Source organism: Actinomyces sp. oral taxon 170 str. F0386 (assembly GCF_000195595.1).
Taxonomy (GTDB): domain Bacteria; phylum Actinomycetota; class Actinomycetes; order Actinomycetales; family Actinomycetaceae; genus Actinomyces.
The window spans coordinates 207,128-221,467 of the sequence record NZ_GL882538.1; the positions used below are offsets into that span (position 1 = coordinate 207,128).

15 protein-coding genes are annotated in these 14,340 nt (G+C 68.4%); 13 read left to right on the forward strand and 2 right to left on the reverse strand.

Going from position 1 to position 14,340, the window contains the following annotated elements; genetic code table 11:
- The 11 genes from HMPREF9056_RS06310 (at window position 1) to HMPREF9056_RS06350 (ending at window position 9,608) form a co-directional block, all read left to right on the forward strand.
- On the forward strand, window positions 1–1,293 hold the full coding sequence (locus HMPREF9056_RS06310) for an ABC transporter permease (RefSeq protein WP_034514044.1): 1,293 nt from the start codon (window positions 1–3) through the stop codon (window positions 1,291–1,293).
- Window positions 1,290–1,724, forward strand: coding sequence for a cytidine deaminase (locus HMPREF9056_RS06315; RefSeq protein WP_009403857.1), 435 nt, complete (start codon window positions 1,290–1,292; stop codon window positions 1,722–1,724). Before HMPREF9056_RS06310 ends, HMPREF9056_RS06315 begins: the two co-directional genes overlap by 4 nt.
- A 72-nt stretch (window positions 1,725–1,796) precedes the next feature.
- A complete protein-coding gene (locus HMPREF9056_RS06320; RefSeq protein ID WP_009403858.1) occupies window positions 1,797–3,143 on the forward strand; it encodes a thymidine phosphorylase in 1,347 nt (448 codons plus the stop codon).
- Window positions 3,140–3,949, forward strand: a complete 810-nt coding sequence (locus HMPREF9056_RS06325) for a hypothetical protein (protein WP_009403859.1) — start codon at window positions 3,140–3,142, stop codon at window positions 3,947–3,949. Before HMPREF9056_RS06320 ends, HMPREF9056_RS06325 begins: the two co-directional genes overlap by 4 nt.
- Window positions 3,950–4,013: 64 nt before the next feature.
- Window positions 4,014–4,238, forward strand: coding sequence for a hypothetical protein (locus HMPREF9056_RS13630; protein ID WP_087942209.1), 225 nt, complete (start codon window positions 4,014–4,016; stop codon window positions 4,236–4,238).
- Window positions 4,239–4,266: 28 nt separating this feature from the next.
- Entirely contained in the window at window positions 4,267–4,617 is a 351-nt protein-coding gene (locus HMPREF9056_RS13635) for a VOC family protein (RefSeq protein WP_172635245.1), read from the forward strand.
- 92 nt (window positions 4,618–4,709) lie between these two features.
- Window positions 4,710–5,366 carry a deoxyribose-phosphate aldolase gene (gene deoC / locus HMPREF9056_RS06330; RefSeq protein ID WP_009403861.1) on the forward strand — a complete coding sequence of 219 codons (657 nt, stop codon included), beginning with the start codon at window positions 4,710–4,712 and terminating at the stop codon, window positions 5,364–5,366.
- Between the two features lie 252 nt (window positions 5,367–5,618).
- Window positions 5,619–6,833: a metal ABC transporter substrate-binding protein gene (locus HMPREF9056_RS06335; RefSeq protein ID WP_009403862.1), complete on the forward strand. Its 1,215-nt coding sequence runs from the start codon at window positions 5,619–5,621 to the stop codon at window positions 6,831–6,833.
- Between the two features lie 8 nt (window positions 6,834–6,841).
- Entirely contained in the window at window positions 6,842–7,642 is an 801-nt protein-coding gene (locus tag HMPREF9056_RS06340) for a metal ABC transporter ATP-binding protein (protein WP_009403863.1), read from the forward strand.
- Window positions 7,639–8,682 carry a metal ABC transporter permease gene (locus tag HMPREF9056_RS06345; RefSeq protein WP_009403864.1) on the forward strand — a complete coding sequence of 348 codons (1,044 nt, stop codon included), beginning with the start codon at window positions 7,639–7,641 and terminating at the stop codon, window positions 8,680–8,682. The genes HMPREF9056_RS06340 and HMPREF9056_RS06345 overlap by 4 nt, the downstream gene beginning before the upstream one ends.
- Window positions 8,679–9,608 carry a metal ABC transporter permease gene (locus HMPREF9056_RS06350; protein WP_009403865.1) on the forward strand — a complete coding sequence of 310 codons (930 nt, stop codon included), beginning with the start codon at window positions 8,679–8,681 and terminating at the stop codon, window positions 9,606–9,608. Before HMPREF9056_RS06345 ends, HMPREF9056_RS06350 begins: the two co-directional genes overlap by 4 nt.
- On the opposite strand, the gene HMPREF9056_RS06355 is transcribed toward HMPREF9056_RS06350, so the two are convergent.
- A complete protein-coding gene (locus HMPREF9056_RS06355) occupies window positions 9,564–9,983 on the reverse strand; it encodes a DUF6157 family protein (protein ID WP_009403866.1) in 420 nt (139 codons plus the stop codon). The genes HMPREF9056_RS06350 and HMPREF9056_RS06355 overlap by 45 nt on opposite strands.
- Window positions 9,984–10,092: 109 nt before the next feature.
- On the opposite strand from HMPREF9056_RS06355, the gene HMPREF9056_RS06360 reads away from it, so the two are divergent.
- Window positions 10,093–10,953, forward strand: a complete 861-nt coding sequence (locus HMPREF9056_RS06360) for an AraC family transcriptional regulator (RefSeq protein ID WP_009403867.1) — start codon at window positions 10,093–10,095, stop codon at window positions 10,951–10,953.
- Between the two features lie 32 nt (window positions 10,954–10,985).
- On the opposite strand, the gene HMPREF9056_RS06365 is transcribed toward HMPREF9056_RS06360, so the two are convergent.
- Window positions 10,986–12,722 (reverse strand): phospho-sugar mutase, encoded by a 1,737-nt coding sequence (locus tag HMPREF9056_RS06365; protein WP_009403868.1) that lies wholly within the window; start codon window positions 12,720–12,722, stop codon window positions 10,986–10,988.
- 309 nt (window positions 12,723–13,031) lie between these two features.
- On the opposite strand from HMPREF9056_RS06365, the gene dapE reads away from it, so the two are divergent.
- The gene (gene dapE / locus HMPREF9056_RS06370; RefSeq protein ID WP_009403870.1) at window positions 13,032–14,252 is read left to right on the forward strand and encodes a succinyl-diaminopimelate desuccinylase; all 1,221 of its coding nucleotides are present in this window, start codon (window positions 13,032–13,034) and stop codon (window positions 14,250–14,252) included.
- Window positions 14,253–14,340 lie beyond the last annotated feature (88 nt).

Below are 14,340 nucleotides of genomic sequence, written 5' to 3' on the forward strand. Positions count from 1 at the left end.
ATGAGCGTGCCAACCGCCTCAGCCAAGTCAAGCACCCTCGCCGCTTCAGCTGATTCCACCCCCGTGGCCGTCGAGCCCATGAACCTCAAGATCCCGATTACCGGCGTCGTCGTGCTCCTCCTCCAGGGGCTCATGGCAATGAGCGCCCACGGTTCAACCACCTTCGACCTCAGTGCCTCCTCCGACCTCTTCCAGATCGGGAACCTCGAGCTCAACGCGCGCCTGGTCATCCTCGTCGCTGCCGGGATCGTCGCAGCGGCCACCACCGTGGCCCTCAGCAGGGCTCGGCGTCGCGGCAGGATCCCGACCTGGGTCACCGTCCTGCTCGGCCTCGGATTCGTCATCACCTTCCTGGCCTGGGCCGGCGCCGGACGTCACGGCGTCATCCCCCTGGTGACCATCCTGTCCTCCGCGCTGGGACTGAGCGTCCCCCTCGTCTACGGGTCGCTGGCCGGGATCATCGGGGAGCGCTCGGGTACCATCAACATCGCCATCGAGGGCCAGCTCCTGGGCGGGGCCTTCCTGGGCGCCGTCGTCGCCTCGGCCTGCACCAACCCGTGGGCGGGACTCCTCGCCGCGCCCGTGGCCGGAGTCCTCGTGGCACTCCTGCTGGCCCTGTTCGGCCTGCGCTACCGGGTCAACCAGATCGTCGTCGGCGTCGTTCTCAACGTCCTGGTCTCAGGTCTCACCGGCTTCCTGTTCTCCACCTTCCTGTCCTCCAGCCCCAGCCTCAACCGGGCCCTGCGCCTGCCCGCCCTGGCGGTGCCGATCCTGTCCCGGATCCCCCTCGTCGGGCCGGTCCTCTTCCGCCAGACGATCCTCGTCTACCTCATGTACGTGGCTGTGGCGGTCCTGTCCTACATGCTCTTCCGTTCTCGCTGGGGGCTGCGACTGCGGGCCTGCGGCGAGCACCCCAAGGCCGCCGACACCGTTGGCATCAAGGTATTACGCACCCGCGTGGCCAACCTCGCCCTGGCCGGAGCGCTCGCGGGGCTCGGCGGGGCCTTCTTCACCGTCGGCTCGGGCCTGTCCTTCGAGAACGACATGACCGCCGGCAACGGCTACATCGCCCTGGCCGCCATGATCCTGGGCGCCTGGCGGCCCCTGGGGTCCCTGGGCGCGGCGCTGCTTTTCGGCTTCGCCACCTCAGTGGCCCAGACCCTCCCGGTCATCGGCAGCTCGGTGTCCCCCGACATCATCTCGATGATCCCCTACATCGTGACGATCCTGGCGGTGGCCGGATTCGTGGGCAAGGTGCGTGCGCCCGCCGCCGAGGGGGTACCCTACCCGTGAGCAGCATCGTGCCCACTGACCTGACCGACGCCGACTGGCGAGCCCTGCACGATCTCGCCGTCGAGGCCATGGCCCAGGCCTATGCGCCATACTCCCGCTTCAAGGTTGGTGCCGCCGCCCTGGTCGACGACGGCCGCCTCGTCTCGGGCTGCAACGTGGAGAACGCCGGCTACGGAGTCACTCTGTGCGCCGAGTGCGGCCTCGTCTCCGAGCTCGTCCGTACCGGGGGAGGCCGTCTGGTCGCCTTCGCCTGCGTGGACGCCCACGGCCGGGCGTGTGCGCCGTGCGGGCGCTGCCGTCAGCTCCTGAGCGAGCACGCCGCCGACGGTATGGTGCTGGCCATGCCCTCAGGGAGGATGACCATCGACGAGGTCCTGCCCGACCGCTTCACCGCCGACGACGTCGAACGCGTCGTCGACGAGCAGAGCTGATACACGGCTGACGCAGAGCCGACGACCAACCGTCTGATGCGCAGCTGACGAGCCGAGACGAGGAGAGCCCCTATGACCGTTCCCGCCACCCCGCCGGCCGTCGAGCCCTTCGACGCCGTCGACGTCATCGCCGCCAAACGCGACGGCGTCGCGTTGAGCGACGCCCAGATCGACTGGGTCGTAGATGCGTACACCCGCGGTGTGGTGGCCGAGGAGCAGATGAGCGCCCTGGCCATGGCCATCTATCTGCGCGGCATGAGCCGAGCCGAGATCGCCCGCTGGACCGGCGCCATGATCGACTCCGGGGAGCGCATGGACTTCTCCGGCCTCGGACGCCCGACGGCGGACAAGCACTCCACCGGGGGAGTGGGCGACAAGATCACCCTGCCGCTGGCGCCGCTTGTGGCTGTCTTCGGCGTGAGCGTCCCCCAGCTCTCCGGGCGTGGCCTCGGGCACACCGGCGGGACCCTGGACAAGATGGAGTCGATCCCCGGCTGGCGGGCCGACCTCACTGGCGCGGAGATCCTGGAGATGCTCGGGCTCAGCGGCCCCGGCGCCGTCATCTGCGCCGCCGGGGCGGGCCTCGCCCCTGCCGACAAGCGCCTCTACGCGCTGCGCGACACCACGGCCACCGTCTCCTGCGTCCCGCTCATCGCCTCCTCGATCATGTCCAAGAAAATCGCCGAGGGAACCGGCGCCCTCGTCCTGGACGTCAAGGTCGGCTCGGGCGCCTTCATGAAGGAGCTGGACCAGGCCCGCGAGCTCGCCTCTACCATGGTGGCCCTGGGTACCGACGCCGGCGTCACCACCCGCGCCCTGCTCACCGACATGTCCACCCCGCTCGGGCTCACCGCCGGCAACGCCCTCGAGGTCGCCGAGTCCCTCGAGGTGCTCGCCGGTGGGGGACCGGCCGACGTCGTCGATCTCACCGTCGCCCTGGCCCTGGAGATGTGCGCCGCCGCCGGCAACCCCGTGGGGGAGGACCAGGCCCGTGCCGCCCTGGCCGACGGGCGCGCCATGGATATCTGGCGCGACATGGTCCGCCGCCAGGGAGGGGACCCGGACGCGCCCCTGCCCCTCGCCCCGGAGACCGAGACCGTCACCGCCCCGGCCGACGGCGTCCTGACCACCCTCGACGCACTCGCCGTCGGGGTCGCCGCCTGGCGCCTGGGGGCCGGGCGCGCTCGTAAGGAGGACCCGGTCCAGGCCGTAGCCGGCGTCACCATGCACGCCAAGCCCGGGGACCCGGTGCGCACCGGACAGTCGCTGCTCACCCTCCACACCGCTACCCCCGAGCGCTTCGCCCGCGCCCGGGAGGCGCTCGCGGGCGGCCTCGTCATCTCCGAGGCCGGATCGCAGGAGGCGGCCGACGCCGTCGCCTGCCGTGAGCGCGGCGTCGTCCTGGAGCGGATCGGATGACCGCGCCCCGGCAGGTAGAGCCGACCATCGTCGCCCGGGCCGTCAACTCCCGGCTGCGGGTAGGCCGCCTCACCCAGGCGGGCCAGGCCATCACCCTCACTCAGACCGACGGCACCACCTGTGGGCCCACCTGCCTCCTGGCCGCCCGACTGCTTCTGACGCCCGGCGAACGTCAGACCGTGACGGGGAAGCTCACCCAGAGGGCCGCAGCGTCGTCGGTACCTGGCCGCGAGGGCAAGCAGCTGGTCTCTCTTCTGTCCCGTCACCAGCTGCGGATCCAACGGGCCATGAACTCCCGCGGCCTGGGTCTCCTGCCCTGGCCGAAGGCGCTCGGATCCACGCCCTGGTCCGTGGCCCGGCAGATCGAGATCGTGGCCGCCTGTGCCCAGAGCGCGGAGAAGCGCCGCCGTCACTACGCAGTGAAGTGGGTGAGCGACCACGGTTCCGCCTGGAGGCTGGAGGTCGCCTCGATCCGTGAGGCGTTGGCGGGTGGGCTCCCAGTCATCCTCGTCACCGGCGGTCCGCTCGTACTCGATCGCGACGCTGCGACTGGGGCTGCGCTGGGGACTCGGCTGCGTGCTGTGCTGGCTCGGACTCCGGCCGTTCCCCGCCACTATGTTCTGGCCCTGCCCTGGCGGACCATCGGGCAGGACGACCCCGGTGAGGGAAGCGTGCACATCTACGAGCCCTCCAGCGGATCGGTGCGGGCCCTCGACCTGACAACCCCGCGCGATCCGCACCGCCCCGGCCTCCGCGAGCTCGGCGGCTGGCCCCGTGTCATCGCCGTCATCGCGCCCGAAAACTGACCAGTAAGAGTATTATCCTGACTCAAAGGGTGGGAAAGTTCTGCCGTCCTGAAAGGATGGGTGCGTGTTCTCTCTGTCTGTACCGGAAGCGGCGCTTGTTCTGCTGTATGTTGTGGGCGTGGTCTCGGCGCTGTACCTCGTTGTCGGTGCAAGAGGGGTTCGCAGCGCTGTGGTTCTGCTGTGCGCCATCTCCGTCCCGATTCTGGGGTCGGTGATCGCAGTAGTGCTCGCGACTGCAAGGGTGAGAAACAGGTGCGTCGGCTCGCGCTCCGTTGAAGTCCGTCCGTGACGAGAACCAGTTGGTGAGAGTGATATCTATGTCGACCCAACGTATCATGCCACTCATTACTGTGCGTGATCTTGATGCCGCCATCGAAGCCTACCGTCGTATCACCGGGATGGAGGTGATCATGAATCATGGTTGGATTGCGACCCTGTCTCCGCCAGGAGATCATTCTGTTCAAATCGGTCTGATCACTTCTGATCCCACTGCGCCTGTCAATCCGTCGGTCTCTATTGAGGTGGATGATCTGGATGGCGTCTATAGGATTGCTCGGGAGAACGGGTGGGAGATCGTGCATGATCTCGCAGTGGAGGAGTGGGGAGTGCGTCGCTTCTTCCTTCGAGATGCTGATGGAAACATCATCAACGTCCTTTCTCATCTGTGATTCCATCGTCGACGCTGCGTCGCATGTCTGTTTTGCCCACATAAGGCAGGTCAGTTCATGATGGCGCGACTGCTCCACCAGGAAGGAACCCCATGACCACGCGTGCCCAGATCGCCTCCCTCGTCGACCACACCCTCCTCAAGCCCGAGGCCACTGCCACCCAGGTCGACGCGCTCGTCGTCGAGGCCGCCGCTCTGGGCGCCTACAGCGTGTGCGTCTCCCCGAGCCTTCTCCCGCTGGAGCTGCCCGATAACCTGCACCTGGCCACCGTTTGCGGATTCCCCTCCGGCGCCCATGCCACCTCCGTCAAGGCCGCTGAGGCCGCCGACGCCGTCGTCAAGGGGGCCGAGGAGATCGACATGGTTGTCAATCTTCGCCTCATCAAGGAGGATGACTTCGACGCCGTCGAAGCCGACATCCGCGGCGTGCGAGAGGCCTGCCGGGGCGCCGTCCTCAAGGTCATCATCGAGTCCGCCGCCCTCACCGATGGCGAGATCGTCGCCTCCTGCCGTGCCGCCGAGGCTGCCGGAGCCGACTTCGTCAAGACCTCCACCGGCTTCCACCCCGCCGGCGGCGCCTCCGCCCACGCCGTCGCCCTCATGCGCGCCACGGTCGGAGACCGTCTTGGCGTCAAGGCCTCCGGCGGCATCCGCACCGCTGCCGACGCCCTCGCTATGGTCGAGGCCGGTGCGAACCGCTTGGGCCTGTCCGCCTCCGCCGCCGTCCTTGAGGGGCTCTCAGTCGGTTGAGGTCGGGTGCGCACTGCACGAGCCCTGGGGTCTACTGGCCGGGGGTTGGCTGCACTGCACGTACTTCCGACGGTCGTGGAGTGCACCCATGTGTCCCTCATTGACAGCCAAGGGTCGTGGAGTTCGGGCTGACGCCGCGACGATGGTCCTGCCCGTTCCTGAATGTGCCCACCGCGCCACCTGCCGGCGCGATCTGTCGAAGGATCGCCTTAACTTGCGAAGTTTCGGCTCCCCGAAACTATACTCGATGCTATGAGAACCATCCCCAGTACGGGTCGCCGCAGCGTCGCGGCGCTCGCCTGCCTCGCCCTGTCCGCTCCCGCCCTGGCAGCCTGTGGTCACAGCTCGACCTCCGCCGACGCCCCGGGAACGGTCAAGGCGGTCGCCTCCACCACCCAGATCTGCGACTACATCACCCAGCTCGCCACTGGCGATGCTGAGGGAGACGCCTCCAGCGACCTCTCCTTCGAGCGCACCGGTGCGGACGGCAAGACCCAGCATTTCGGTGCCGATTCCGCCAAGGCCACGTCCCACCTCAAGCTCACCTGCCTGTTGGCCCCCAACGCCTCGGCGCACGAGCACGACATGACCACGCCCCAGTCCAAGGCCCTGTCCGAGGCGGACCTCTTCTTCGTCTCCGGCGTCGACCTGGAGCACTTCCTCGACTCCGCCGTCGACTCCACCGGCTTCAAGGGCACCATGGTGGTCACCTCCGGTGTGGCCGGGGCTGCCGACGTCGATGATCTGAAAGCCCAGCAGAAGAAGGAGGAGTCCAAGCCCTACAAGGTCGACCGGGGCGGCGACAAGGTCGAGGTGGCCACGTGGCCCTTCCCTCCGGAGGAGGGTGAGAGTGAGCCGGAGTTCCGTTTCGATCCTCACGTGTGGACCTCCCCGAAGAACGCCATCGTCCAGGTCACCAACATCGGTGCCGCCCTGGAGAAGGCCGCCCCCGACCAGGCCGGCGTCTTCCGCAACCATGTGGACGCCTACGCCGCCAAGCTCAAGAAGCTCGACGAGTGGGCCGCCAGCTCTCTCGACTCGGTGCCCCAGGACAAGCGGGTCCTGTTCACCAGCCACGATGCCTTCGGCTACTTCAGCAACGAGTTTGGCGTGAAGTTCGAGGGTGCCGCTCTGTCCGACTTCAACTCTCAGCAGGACGCGACCGCGGACAAGATCCGCCAGACCGCCGACAAGGTCAAGGCCTCCGGTGCCGTGGCCATCTTCGCCGAGAACTCCAATAACCCCAAGTCCATCGAGAAGGTCGCCGAGGTCGCCGGGGTCAAGGCCGTCATCGGTGACGAGGCCCTCTACGGCGACTCCCTAGGGGCCCCCGGCTCCGACGGCGAGACCTACATCGGCTCCATCCTCCACAACGTCTCCAACCTCACCAAGGCGTGGGGCGGTACAGTAGCCGAGATTCCCACGGACCTCACCCGGTGGACCCCCAAGGCATCCGACGTCAAGTGAGGCAGCACATGACAGAGCCCCACGATCCCGCACCCGCCTCGGCCAAGCCGGTCGTCACCCTGGAGGGCGCCTCCTTCTCCTACGGCACCGCCACGGTGCTCACCGGGGTCACCGGGCAGGTCCCAGCCGGACAGGCACTCGCCCTCGTCGGCCCCAACGGCTCGGGCAAGACCACCCTCATGCGGGCCCTGCTCGGCATGGTGGCTGTCAGCTCCGGGCGGGTGCGGGTCAACGGGGCGGTGCCGGGGAGGGCACCGCGCGGGTCCGTCGGATACGTTCCGCAGGTCAGCGACCTCGACCCCACCTTCCCCGTCACCGTGCGGGAGGTGGTCCAGATGGGCATGTACTCCCAGCTCGGCATCCTGCGGCGCCCCGGCGCCCAAACCCGTCGTCGGGCGCTGGACGCCCTCAAAAGCGTGGGGTTGGCCGACCGGGCCGAGCGACGCTTCGGAACCCTGTCCGGCGGCCAGCAGCAGCGCGTCCTCGTCGCCCGTTGCGTGGCCGCCCGCCCCCGTCTCATCCTCCTCGACGAGCCCTTTAACGGCCTGGACCAGCCAAACCGTGAAGCCCTGCTCTCCATCATCACCGACCTCAAGGAGCAGGGCATCTCGCTGATCATCTCCACCCACGACCTCGTCCTGGCTCAGGAGACCTGCGAGCAGGCGGCACTCCTGGCAGGGCGGCAGATCGCCTTCGGGCCGCGTGACGAGGTCCTCGTGGCCCGCTACATCGATGAGGCCTATGGCGGCCACGGCACCACCCGGTTGCTGGGCCTGCGATCTGGAGCAGGGGAGGGGGAGTCACAGTGAACGGTACGCTCTTCAGCCAGGTCCTCGAGCAGCTGCGCCTGGCAGCCCTCAATGTCCCCGGCCTCGCGCCCTTGGCCGATGCCCCCTTTCTCTTCCGGCCCCTGGTCATGGTGGTGCTTCTGGGCATCGTCGCCGGCGTCATCGGCGTCATCATCAACCTGCGCAGCGCCGAGTTCAGTGCGGAGGCCCTGGTCCACGCCGTCTTCCCCGGGATCGTCGCCGGCGCCGTCTACTGGGGGATCAATGCGATCATCCCGGCCGCCTCCGTCGTCGCCGTTGCCGCGGCCCTGGTCCTGACGCTCGTCTCTCACCGCGCGCGTCATAACGAGGCCTCCGAGGCCGGAACCGCCGTCGTCCTCACCAGCTTCTTCTCCATCGGGCTCATCCTGTCCCTGGCCAAGGGCGACATGTCCGGACAGCTTGAGGCCCTCATGTTTGGCCGTCTCCTGGAAGTCACCGATGAGCGCCTGGCTCAGGCGCTCATCGTGTGCACCGTCGCGCTCCTGCTCATCATGGCGACCTGGAAGGAGCAGGTCGCTTACGCCTTCGACCGCACCGGTGCCCGTGCTTCGGGTCTGCGTCTCCTCGCGCTCGACCTGGCCCTCAACACCGCCATCGCGGCCGCGGTCGTCTCGGCCTCGACGGCGGTGGGAACCCTCCTCGTCATCGGCTACCTCGTCATCCCAGGAACGACGGCGCGCATCCTCGCCTCCCGGGTGCGCTCCATGGTCGCGGTCGCGATCGCTGTCGGCGTGGGTGGCGGGTACCTCGGCATGCTGCTCATGGCCCTGCCCGAGACCCTCGACAAGCCAATCTCCCCGCAGGCCGCCGTGGCCCTGGTGATGACCGCGATCCTCCTCCTCGCCGTCGGTGTCGCCGCCGCGCGCGAACGGCTTCGCGGGGCCATCCAGCGCGCTCGGTCGACACGGTCCGCAACGGTTCCGACGACCTCGAGGAACGCGGGCGCGGACAGCACCGCCGGTCGCGCTGTGGGATCGGAGAGCGCTGCGGCCCCGGCGGCTGAAAGGAGCCGGGTATGAGCATCGGGCTCGACATTCTCCTGCTGCCCATTATCGAGGTCGTCCTCATGGGGCTGCTGGCCGGGCTCGTGGGCGCGGTCGCACTGGTCCATCGCCGGATCTTCTTCACCGAGTCACTCACCCACGCGACCTTCCCGGGCGCGATCGTCGGCGTTGTCGTAGCCGCCTGGTCCTCGCAGGCGCTTCTTGGCCAGCGTGCCGACTTCACCCTCCTGTCCGCCCTGGTACTGGTGGGGGCCGCCCTCATGTGCCTGCCGATGATCTGGCTCATGCGACGCCTCTCCCAGGTTCCCGGGGTCTCGTCCCAGTCGGCCGCCGGCGTCGTCCTCACCTTCGGCTTCGCCCTGGGCTACTTCCTCAACAAGTGGTTCTCCCCGCTGCCTCTCAAGGTGGACTCCTTCCTGGCCGGATCCGTGCTCAACGTCAGCCGCGTCGACGTCGTCGCCGTCGGCGTCGTCCTGGTGCTGACGGTGCTCGCGCTCATGGTTGCCGGGCGGTTCCTCATCTTCTACAGCTTCGACCCGTTGGGCTACCGCGCCAGTGGACTGCGCCCTGCCTGGGCCGAGGGGACCGTCATGCTCATGATCACCCTGACCATCGTCATGCTCGTTCCCGCTGTCGGCACGATCCTGCCCATCGCGCTCATCGCCGCGCCGGCGGCCGCGCTGGCACCGTGGACCTCCACCATGCGCCGGCTGCTCGTGGCGGCCCCGCTCCTCGGCGCTGCCACCGCCCTGGTGGGGCTGCTGGCCGCGGTGCGGCTGAGCCTGTCCGCGGGCGGCGTCATCGCCGTGGCCTCGGGGCTGGTGTACGTCATCTCCGCCGTCGCCCACTGGGTTGTGATGAGCAAGACCCGGGTGAGGATCCTGGAACGAGTCACGTCAGGAGGCGCGGCGCGAGCGCATGGCTCTCAGCTGGGTGAGTGAGGAGTCCTCCGAAAGCTCCTGGTAGCGCGTCGAGCCGAGAGGGACCAGCGCCACCCGGCCCTGGCCGTCATGATGGAATCCCCAGCCGTAGCGCTTGGCCAGCGGTGAGGAGCGCAGACAGGCCTGGGGCTTGGCGAAGAAGGCCTCCCGCTGTGCGGTCCGCTCCGGGGGCTCGATGTTCTGACGGATGGCGTGCACCTCGAACAGCAGGTCGTCGGAGGTCAGCTCGTAGGGGCGCTCACTGAGGAGCCGGTACTGGAGGAGGGCGATCGTCGGGGGCCTGCTTGCCGGGCCAGCAGGAGGCACCTGCGCGCCCTGCGCCGGGCAGTCCTCGGCAACCTGGATGAATGTCTCAGTGTAGTTGGTGCTGCTCATGGCCAGAACGCTAAGGGGGCCGGCAGTGCTGGCATAGGAGAAAGGCGACAGGTGCGGTGGTGATCGCGACGGCCACGGCGAGGCACGGGCGCGTGCCACACTAGGGGCCATGTCAGTCGATCTGGACTGTGATCCACGGGAGTCCCCGATCCGTCCACAGGAGCGCACCGGGGTGCTGGCGCCGGATAACCTCACCCGCTACCACGCGCACTGGGTGACGCCCGATCCTGCGGTGGCCGACGTCGTCGACCAGTACTGGCACGTCTCGTGGAACCTGGGTGACCGGAGCATCGACCAGCGGATCATTGATGCCCCGGCCGTGACCCTGACGGTGGAGGAGGGTGATGTGCCCGCGCCCCTGGTGATCACCGGAGTCCAGGCCCGCGCCTGGCGCCGCACGATCCACGGCCATGGGAGGGTGTTCGCCGTACGGCTGCGACCCGCGGGACTCGCCGTCCTCGGTGCGCTCTCGCCCCAGCGCCTGGCCAACACCACGCTCCCCCTGACCGAGGAGCTGGACGCTGGACTGCACGCACTTATGCGCAGGGTCGCGGCCCACCCCACGCCCCAGGCCCGCACTCAGGCCGCCGATGAGGCGATCCGGGCACGGCTGGCCGACCGTCCGCTCTCGGAGGGTGGACTCCTGGCCAACCGGGTGGTCGATGAGCTGCGCTCCCGGCTTCACCGGCGCACAGGCGACTCCCTGCCTGCGGCTCTGCACGTCAGCGAGCGCACGATCCAGCGCTGCCTGCGCGCCACCCTGGGACGCGGACCAAGATGGGTGGGGCACCGCATCAGGCTCCAGGAGGTGGTTCTGGCACTCACGGCGCGCCCTGACGCCGACCTTGCCACGATCGCCGCCGATCTCGGCTTCGCCGACCAGTCCCACCTGGCGGGCGCCTTCAGGGCCGCCTGCGGGATGAGCCCCAGCGCCTATCGGCGCAGCCTTGAGGTCCTCATCAACGGATGATCAACGGGATGATGCGGTGGAGGGCTCTCGGCTCAGGCGGCGATCCCCAGGACGCCGTGCAGGTCGGCCTTGATGGTCTCCAGGCGCTCAGCCGCATCCCGACGAACCTCGCTCACCGGCCTGTCGCCCACCGGCAGGATGACCTCGCAGTAGCACTTGAGCTTGGGCTCGGTCCCGGAAGGACGCACGACCACACGGTCATCCGAGGCCGTCACCCACACCAGGCCATTCGTGGGAGGCAGTGTGCCGCCGTTGCCGTCCGAGACGCCGTCGAGCAGGTCCACCGTTGTGGAGACCGGGGAGCCGGCGAGCTTGGCCGGGGCCCCGCCCGAGCGTAGGCGCTCCATGGTCTCGGCGATGATCCCAAGGTCCTCGACCCTCATGCTCAACGGGCTCGTGGCGTGCAGTCCGTGTTCGCGAGCCAGCCGGTCGAGCAGGTCCTGCAGCGTGCGCCCCTGCTGCTTGAGCACTGAGGTCAGCACCGCCAGCCTCACTGAGGCCGAGATGCCGTCCTTGTCCCGCACCGCTGCAGGGTCCACGCAGTACCCCAGTGCCTCCTCGTAGCCGAAGACCAGCCCCGGCTCCCGACTGATCCACTTGAAGCCCGTCAGGGTACGGCGGAACCCCAGCCCGTGGGACTGGGCGATTCGGCGCAGTAGGCGGGAGGAGACCACTGAGCACGCCAGGACCCCGTTGCCGGCAAAGGCGGCCAGCTCGGCGGCCTGCTCACCCAGGAGCGCACCGACCTCGTCACCGGTCAGCTGGCGCCAGCCGCCAGGGGAATCGCCGTCCGGGATCGCGGCCGAGCATCGATCGGCATCGGGGTCATTGGCGATCACCAGATCTGCCTCGACCTCCCGTGCCTTGGCAAGCGCCAGGTCCAGGGCTCCGGGCTCCTCAGGGTTGGGGAAGGTGACCGTCGGAAAGTCCGGGTCGGGCTCGAACTGCTCGGCCACCTCGACGACGTCAGTGAATCCGACCCGGGCAAGAACCTCACGGCAGGTGGCCCCGCCCACGCCGTGCATCGCCGTCAGCACGATCCTCACTGAAGTCGGGGCCTTCATCCGCGCTACCTGGGCAGTCCGCTCTATGTACTCCTCCTGGACGGCCGGGTCGACAGTCTCCCAGCCCGCCTGTGGACGCGGCACGGACTCGACCGGGCCGACAGCGTCGATCGCCGCCGCGATCTGCGTGTCATAAGGGGGGACGATCTGAGCTCCCTGGCCCGAGTCCGTCACGGCCCGGCCGCCCAGGTAGACCTTGTAGCCGTTGTCCTGGGGCGGGTTGTGCGAGGCGGTCACCATCACCCCGGCGTCGGCCTCCAAGTGCCGCAGAGCAAAAGCAAGAACCGGGGTGGGGCAGTAGGACTCGAAGAGAATGGCTCGCCCACCCGCACCAGTGACCACAGCGGCCGTGTCGCGGGCGAACTGCTCGGAGTTATGACGGGCGTCGTAACCAATGACGACGCTGAAACCCTTGCCGAGGCGCTCCTTGAGGTAGGCCGACAATCCAGCCGCGGCTCGAATGACGACAACCCGGTTCATCCGGTTGGGGCCACCGCCCAGGCGGCCGCGCAACCCGGCCGTACCGAAGGCGAGTGTGCCGCTGAAGGCATCGCTCAGGGCTGCCTGAGCCACTGCGGCCTGCTCACCGTGAGAGCGGGCCGCCGCCAGAAGCTCAGTGAGCTCTGCGCGAGTGGTGGGGTCCGGATCGTCGTGGATCCAGGCATTCACGGCGTCGTCGTCTACGTCTGTGTGGCCTCGGGTCATATCGGTGACGGTACCGCGCTAAAAGTTCTGGAAGCGCTCACAATGACTCTCCTCACGGGTGTTTCCAGACACAGGAAGAATCCAGGTGAGATGTTCTCGGATCGCGCATGAAATAAGTAATTTCGAATTAAATTCGAATTATAATTCGAGGTCGTTTTAGAAAAATGGGATGTACCGGTGTGATGAGGGCCTGGAGTGAGGAGACCGAGTGCTCGACGTGGTGGGCCAGCTACAGGAAGACGGCCGACCTGAACCGATGGACCTGCCATGGGCGGGCCGGTATGTTCCGGTCTCCAGTAGCCTCTGGGCATGACCTCCCCCACTTCGCCGAAACCGTTCTCAGGCCAGTCCGCCACCGTCGCCCTGCCCCCATTGACGGGGCCGGATGTCGTGAGCCCGGCCGAGTTGGCCCTGGCCCTGGTGAATGCCCGCAGCGTCTCCGGGACCGAGGCCCCACTGGCAGACGCAGTCCAGGAGGCCCTGAGCCGGCTGCCGCACCTGGAGGTCCTGCGCCATGGCAACACCGTCGTCGCCCGTACCCACCTGGGCCGCTCTGAGCGGGTCGTCATCGCCGGCCACCTCGACACGGTTCCCGTATCCTTGCGCACCGACAACGTCCCCGGACGCCTCGAGCGGAGAGAAGGCGGAGAGGTCATCTGGGGTCGTGGCAGCGTCGACATGAAGGGTGGGGTCGCGGCCGCCCTTCACCTGGCTGCCACCTTGAGCGCGCCGCGCCGCGACGTCACCTGGGTCTTCTACGACAACGAGGAGGTCACCAGCGACCTCAACGGTCTGGGACTCACCCTTCAGGCCCATCCCGACTGGCTGGAGGCCGACTTCGCCGTCCTGGGTGAGCCCACCGGCGCCCAGATCGAGGGCGGTTGCAATGGCACTCTGCGCATCTACCTCACCGTCCACGGCACCGCGGCCCACTCCGGGCGGGCATGGCGCGGAGTCAATGCCGTCCACGCCGCCGCTCCCATCATCGAGCGTGCCGCCAACGCCCCGGTGCGCGAGGTCGAGGTCGATGGGCTGACCTACCGTGAGAGCCTCTCCGTGGTGAGCATTGAGGCCGGTGTCGCCACCAACACCATTCCCGACCGCTGTCGCATCGGTGTCAACTACCGCTTCGCCCCCGACCTGGCTGCCGATGAGGCCCTCGCCCGTGCCCTGCGCATTCTGGCCGGACTGCCGGCCGACGGCGTCGAGGTGCCTGATGGCGACGCCGAACTGCCCGTCATCACTGCGGGAACCGGACGAGTCGACGTCGTCGTCGACGACCTCTCGCCGGCGGCGCGCCCCGGCCTGGACTCACCCCTGGCCGCCGAGCTCGTCGAGGCCGTGCGGGCTCGCGGGGGAGGGATCGGCCCCAAGTACGGGTGGACCGACGTCGCCCGCTTCTCGGCGGCCGGGGTGCCCACGGTCAACCTCGGACCCGGTGACCCGGTGCTCTGCCACACCGACGACGAGCACTGCCCCGTCGATCAGATCGACTCCGTCGCCTCCATCCTGCGCGACTGGCTGGCCTGAAGGCGGCAGCTACTCTTCGTCATTCTCCTCGTCATTCGCTGTCCGCTACTTTCCGGAGCGGCAGATGCATCGCCGCCCCGGCCGGATT

Excerpts from the sequence above, each read along its gene's own strand:
- HMPREF9056_RS06310 (WP_034514044.1), top strand. The coding sequence starts at position 1 with ATGAGCGTGCCAACCGCCTCAGCCAAGTCAAGCACCCTCGCCGCTTCA.
- HMPREF9056_RS06320 (WP_009403858.1), top strand. The coding sequence starts at position 1,797 with ATGACCGTTCCCGCCACCCCGCCGGCCGTCGAGCCCTTCGACGCCGTC.
- HMPREF9056_RS06325 (WP_009403859.1), top strand. The coding sequence starts at position 3,140 with ATGACCGCGCCCCGGCAGGTAGAGCCGACCATCGTCGCCCGGGCCGTC.
- HMPREF9056_RS13635 (WP_172635245.1), top strand. The coding sequence starts at position 4,267 with ATGTCGACCCAACGTATCATGCCACTCATTACTGTGCGTGATCTTGAT.
- deoC (WP_009403861.1), top strand. The coding sequence starts at position 4,710 with ATGACCACGCGTGCCCAGATCGCCTCCCTCGTCGACCACACCCTCCTC.
- HMPREF9056_RS06335 (WP_009403862.1), top strand. The coding sequence starts at position 5,619 with ATGAGAACCATCCCCAGTACGGGTCGCCGCAGCGTCGCGGCGCTCGCC.
- HMPREF9056_RS06340 (WP_009403863.1), top strand. The coding sequence starts at position 6,842 with ATGACAGAGCCCCACGATCCCGCACCCGCCTCGGCCAAGCCGGTCGTC.
- HMPREF9056_RS06350 (WP_009403865.1), top strand. The coding sequence starts at position 8,679 with ATGAGCATCGGGCTCGACATTCTCCTGCTGCCCATTATCGAGGTCGTC.
- HMPREF9056_RS06355 (WP_009403866.1), bottom strand. The coding sequence starts at position 9,983 with ATGAGCAGCACCAACTACACTGAGACATTCATCCAGGTTGCCGAGGAC.
- HMPREF9056_RS06360 (WP_009403867.1), top strand. The coding sequence starts at position 10,093 with ATGTCAGTCGATCTGGACTGTGATCCACGGGAGTCCCCGATCCGTCCA.
- HMPREF9056_RS06365 (WP_009403868.1), bottom strand. The coding sequence starts at position 12,722 with ATGACCCGAGGCCACACAGACGTAGACGACGACGCCGTGAATGCCTGG.
- dapE (WP_009403870.1), top strand. The coding sequence starts at position 13,032 with ATGACCTCCCCCACTTCGCCGAAACCGTTCTCAGGCCAGTCCGCCACC.